The 968-nt window shown below is 61.9% G+C and carries 1 protein-coding gene and 1 pseudogene; both read right to left on the bottom strand.

The genetic code is table 11. From position 1 onward, the window contains the following. Positions 1-298: pseudogene (locus tag C0V97_RS18170) on the bottom strand (hypothetical protein); the annotation flags it as partial. Positions 299-414: 116 nt separating this feature from the next. After that, on the bottom strand, positions 415-968 hold a 554-nt coding region (locus C0V97_RS18165; protein WP_305007326.1), incomplete at its 5' end, for an amino acid--tRNA ligase-related protein.

Below are 968 nucleotides of genomic sequence, written 5' to 3'. Positions count from 1 at the left end.
CCCCCCCAAACCCCCCCCCCCCCCCCCCCCAGCCGCCATAACCGCCCCAGGGACCGCCACCCCAACCCCAACCCCAGCCCCCTGTGCCGGGCGAGTAATTGGTCTCGTTATCGATATAGGCCAGGAAGTCATGGCCGCTGGCCTGATAGGTGCGCGTGGGCACGCCGAAGGTTCTGAGTACATCCACGTCGGTCTTGCCGATCATGGAATCCAGCACCTTGCGCTGTTGAACCGTCGGTACATCGCATGCTGACAGGGTCAGCAAAGCAGCAAACGACAGAAAAACTGTTTTCTTCATCATCCTGTTACCCTTTCCGAAGCTGAAGCCGCCTGCCGGATCAGTTCGAAGCTGGCGCCACTCTAGGCCATGAGAACGAGTTTGCCCCCAGAAAAGGTTCATGGCTATCCGAAGGTTTAAGAAAACCACAGAATGTCACAGAGCCGAGGGGCACCGGTTGCCAGCATGGCCAACCGGTCAAATCCCAGCGCGATCCCACTACAAGGGGGCAAACCCTCAAGATCCCGCAGAAATGCCTCGTCCAGGGGCCAATCCTGATCCGGGTACAGCGCAAGCCGTCGCGCCCGATCCGCCTCGAAGCGATCCCGCTGTTCGTCAGGATCGGTCAGTTCCTCGAACGCATTGGCCAGTTCGATCCCGGCCGCGTAGAGCTCAAAGCGTAGAGCAACGCGTGGATCTTCGGGATCGCGCCGCGACAGGGCGGCCTGAGCCGCAGGCCAGTGCGTCAGGAAGGTGGGACTGTCACGCCCGATGCGGGGCTCGACACGTTCCAGAAGCAGCCGAAAAAACAGGTCTTCCCAGTTCTCCCCGGCGCGGAGGACTGTTTGCGCCTCCCTGGCCAGACGAGGGGCATCCTCCCCTATCGCCAGCAGGTCGACCCCGACGTAACGCGTGAACGCCTCCGCCATCGTCAGGCGCTCGAAGGGCTGATCAATACGCAAGCAGGTCC

Source organism: Asaia sp. W19 (genome assembly GCF_003994335.1).
Classification (GTDB): domain Bacteria; phylum Pseudomonadota; class Alphaproteobacteria; order Acetobacterales; family Acetobacteraceae; genus Asaia.
Note: the sequence above shows the minus strand (reverse complement) of the source record. Positions and strands in the feature narration are given on the sequence as shown.